The 3658-nt window shown below is 43.0% G+C and carries 5 protein-coding genes, 1 tRNA gene and 1 pseudogene; 6 read left to right on the top strand and 1 reads right to left on the bottom strand.

What is annotated here, in order from left to right; translation table 11 throughout:
* On the top strand, positions 1-663 hold a 663-nt coding region (locus QVP35_RS02600; RefSeq protein WP_288187737.1), incomplete at its 5' end, for a type IV pilus twitching motility protein PilT.
* A 215-nt stretch (positions 664-878) separates the two neighbouring features.
* Positions 879-951 (top strand) — tRNA-Arg (locus QVP35_RS02595).
* Positions 952-1025: 74 nt separating this feature from the next.
* Here the strand turns inward: QVP35_RS02595 and QVP35_RS02590 are convergent.
* Positions 1026-1490 (bottom strand): hypothetical protein, encoded by a 465-nt coding sequence (locus QVP35_RS02590; protein ID WP_147342250.1) that lies wholly within the window; start codon positions 1488-1490, stop codon positions 1026-1028.
* Positions 1491-1611: 121 nt separating this feature from the next.
* Between QVP35_RS02590 and QVP35_RS02585 the strand changes: the two genes are divergently transcribed.
* The 4 genes and pseudogenes from QVP35_RS02585 to QVP35_RS02565 form a co-directional block, all read left to right on the top strand.
* Positions 1612-1950 carry a transposase gene (locus QVP35_RS02585; protein WP_006566792.1) on the top strand — a complete coding sequence of 113 codons (339 nt, stop codon included), beginning with the start codon at positions 1612-1614 and terminating at the stop codon, positions 1948-1950.
* Positions 1947-2213 (top strand): annotated as a pseudogene (locus QVP35_RS02580) (IS3 family transposase); the annotation flags it as partial. The gene QVP35_RS02585 and the pseudogene QVP35_RS02580, both read left to right, overlap by 4 nt.
* Positions 2214-2685: 472 nt before the next feature.
* On the top strand, positions 2686-3150 hold the full coding sequence (bilS, locus tag QVP35_RS02570; protein WP_320055133.1) for a flavodoxin family protein BilS: 465 nt from the start codon (positions 2686-2688) through the stop codon (positions 3148-3150).
* Positions 3151-3242: 92 nt separating this feature from the next.
* Positions 3243-3658: cation-transporting P-type ATPase (locus QVP35_RS02565; RefSeq protein ID WP_288187736.1), on the top strand; the 416-nt coding region annotated here is incomplete at its 3' end.

Here is a 3658-nt window from a genome sequence, read left to right as displayed (position 1 = left end):
GGTCCCACGGGAAGCGGAAAGTCTACCACACTGGCAGCTATGATCGACTATATCAACAACAGCCGGGCGGAGCATATCATAACGATTGAGGACCCGATCGAATATGTCTATGACAGGCAAAAATCAATTATTCATCAGAGAGAGACCGGTGTTGATGTGAAGGATTTTGCCTCTGCGCTCAGATCTTCTCTGAGAGAGGACCCGGATGTGATTCTGGTAGGAGAAATGAGGGATTACGAGACGATCTCAGCGGCTCTGACAGCGGCAGAGACCGGACATCTGGTTATGTCGACTCTTCACACTACAGGGGCTGCTCAGACTATCGACAAGATCATCGATGCCTGTCCCGGAGAAAGTCAGAGCCAGATACGGACACAGCTTGCTGGAGTGCTGGCCGGAGTTGTGACCCAGTGTCTGATCCCGACACTGAGCGGGATGGAGAGAATCGCCGCGACGGAAGTGCTGATCGGCACAGACGCGGCGCTGAATCTGATCCGGGAAAATAAATGTCATCAGCTGAATACGATCATGCAGTCCGGAATGGCACATGGAATGCACACGCTGAACCGGGATCTTTCAAGACTGGTGGCGGAAGGTACTATATCGAGAGAATCGGCAAAGAAGTATACGAATGATATTCAGGACCTGGAACAATATCTGTGACATTTTCTATATGATTCCCGTTCGGCTCTTAGAATGCCTCTCTACAATCATATAGAAATGGATATAATGTCTGCAGGATAGAGAAATCATTCCGGAATGATTTCTTCTTTCTGCCGGCAGATAATCGGCGAAAATGTCCTGAAATTTGAAAAATATGATTGCAAATAATCTTGAATTGTTGTAATATATAACACGGACATTTAAATTACCGCTTTGCATCAGTAACTCAGTGGATAGAGTGACAGCCTCCGAAGTTGTTGGTCGCAGGTTCGACTCCTGCCTGGTGCATTTTGGAAACCGCGTATTTACGCGGTTTTTTCTATGTCCAAAAGTTTTGAGTGATATTTCGTGTGATACTTTTACTATACGGCGTCATCCATGGAGTTCAAATTTGCAATCTGAGCTTCAAAAAAAGTATCCACTTTGGTGTCCGCTTCCTGGCGGTTTTTTGAAAATGTATGTCTGTACACCTTCTTCATAACCTTATCTGTTTTCCATCCCCCTCTCTCCAAAAAGTATTTTTCTGGAATACCAAGTAGATGCATGACAGATGCATTGATATGCCGCAGTCCATGGAACGTGATCTTTGGTAGCCCACTTTTTTGTATCATATAAGCAAAGCGGGAGGAAAGTGCCCTGGCACTTAATGATACAAGGATATCTCCGTGAACTTCATCCACTAATTTTTTAATATAGGGTGGCATTTTATGCCTCCGGAGACTAGTTTCCTCCTTTGCATCCGTTTTACGGACATCTTCCCGGTCCAGGGATACGACTACCTCCCTAATGGTGATATAGCCCTTATAGATGGATTTTGACTTCGTCAAACCCCGGATCTCTGACATCGTAAAACTAAACCACATGGTCAAAATGATATTGTATAAATAAAGTTGACACTCCATTCTCAAGGATTTGGTATATAAATAAAAGAATAAGGAGTGGACAAAAATGGCAGAAAATAGGCAATATGATCACGAGTACAAAGTACAGGCAGTCAAACTCCCAAAAGAAATTGGACAAGCGAAAGCTGCCAAAGAGCTAGGGATCCCCAAGAATACAATGTATGGCTGGATGAGGGCCAACCGTCTCGGCAATCTCGATCTTGGAGCAGGCTCACAGACCCCTCAAAGCGCTATGACGCTTAACGAAGAGCTCATCCGGCTCCGTCAGCAGGTTAAGGAACAGGACAAAGAAATCCGCCGCTTAAAGAAAGAAAATGACTTTTTGGAGAAAGCCAGTGCTTTTTTCGCCGCGAGCCGTCTGAAGTCAGCAAAAACGAAAGAATGAAGTTGATTGCTTTTTCAAAAAAAGACGGCGGATTGAAAGGAGAAATCGCTTTTTATTGCAGGATGCTGCATGTCAGCAGACAGGGATTTTATCAATATCTTGTTAATAAAGACCGTCCTTGGAAGTATCAGCCTCTGGCAGATGTTATGATGGAGATCCATGCGGAAGACGAATGTAATGACACCTAGGGGCGGATTCGTATGTATCAGGCGTTGATCCTTAAACAGCCTGAAAATATTGATATACCAAGTGAACGTACGATGGAAGCTGCATAGGTACAGAATCCTTGTGGAAAATGTGTCAACTAATCTTGACAAAATCATAATGTGAACTGTCCTCTCATTCCATGCAAATACAGAGAAAATTCGGGACTAGATGACCCTACGGGTAAAAGTGATACTGAGTTCAAAAAAAACAATACATCCCATTCATGCTAAAATTCTTGATTTAGAAGAAAAAGTAAAGAAAAAAGATTTCTGTAACTAAAAATGCCACTAATTTAGCTCGCACAAACTATATGGTTTGTGCGGGCTTTTTAATGCCTTTCCCTTTTTAAAAATGGTATAAGCGTATATTTACGTTTATATATTTCAGCCAATAGCAGAAAGGAGTTTCCCATAGTTAAAGATATCGTACCTGCGCTTACATTACTTGCAAATTATAGATCCTGAAGGTAAAATGCCATGAAAAGCTGATTTCATACAAATTCAATAAGGGTGCCTATAACGAAGTGGAATCTATCTATATAGAGAGGAAGTTGAAAATGAAATATGCGATTGGCCGCAGACTGATTGCTTTTACCTTGAAATCCCTGCTGATGCGGCACTGTCCGCAGAGCGTTTGGATGTTGGATTCTGGACAGACAAAGGAGCCTGTGACGACACTGCGGCTGCGTTTCTTGTAAAGATGCAAGGCAAGGAAGTATTCCTCTTTGGTGCCGCTGGTTTTGGAGGAGAAGCTGCCTATTTTGAAAAAATACTGAAAAACACTCTACACAAACTAAACAGTAGCAACACCATTGTCTGCACTCATATGTGTCAGGGGAAAATGCCTATGTCTGTGCGAGAGCGCTATGAGAAAATGCTCTCCGCGCCCATTCATGCTCCCAATTTAGAAGGAATGATTGAAAACTTTGATAAGGCTTTTTCTCACCCTGACGAGACAGATTTGATCGAGCTGAAAAATGCTGCATCAAAGTAAATTGCAAGAAAAAAGCAAGAATATAAACATAGCATTTTCATGGCACTATGTTAAAATATACTTACTTATACTTATAAAGGAGGGAATGTCTCGTGTCAAAAGCAACACTATTTGACAGTCGTATCAAAAAATACGCTTACCGTGAGGCATCAGAAATATATCGAGACATTGGCGCATCTCCGGATGGTCTACCCATTGAGCAAATCGAGGCGATGCGCGAGAAATATGGAGTGAACGGCTTCACTGAGCGAAAAAACGATACGACGATGCAACGATTGCGACGGGCATTTATTAACCCGTTTAATGTGATTCTTTTTGTTCTGGGCATTGTTTCTCTCGTTACGGATGTTTTCGTAGCCTCCAATTTTGCGAGAAATGCCACCACCGCCATTATCATCTTTTCCATGATCCTAATTAGCGGTGTAATTCGTCTGATTCAGGAGCTGCGGGCAAAGAGCGCTGCTGCTCAGATTGACCGCCTGATTCATGAAAGCGTCACGGTGAGGCG

The sequence above is a fragment of the Anaerostipes sp. CAG:276 genome (assembly GCF_000432215.1).
Classification (GTDB): Bacteria; Bacillota; Clostridia; order Lachnospirales; family Lachnospiraceae; genus Anaerostipes; species Anaerostipes caccae.
This window is presented reverse-complemented; position numbering and strand designations above follow the sequence as displayed.

What these genes read in the sequence shown, in the direction of transcription:
- QVP35_RS02585 (WP_006566792.1), top strand. Translation starts at nt 1,612, where the DNA reads ATGGCAGAAAATAGGCAATATGATCACGAGTACAAAGTACAGGCAGTC.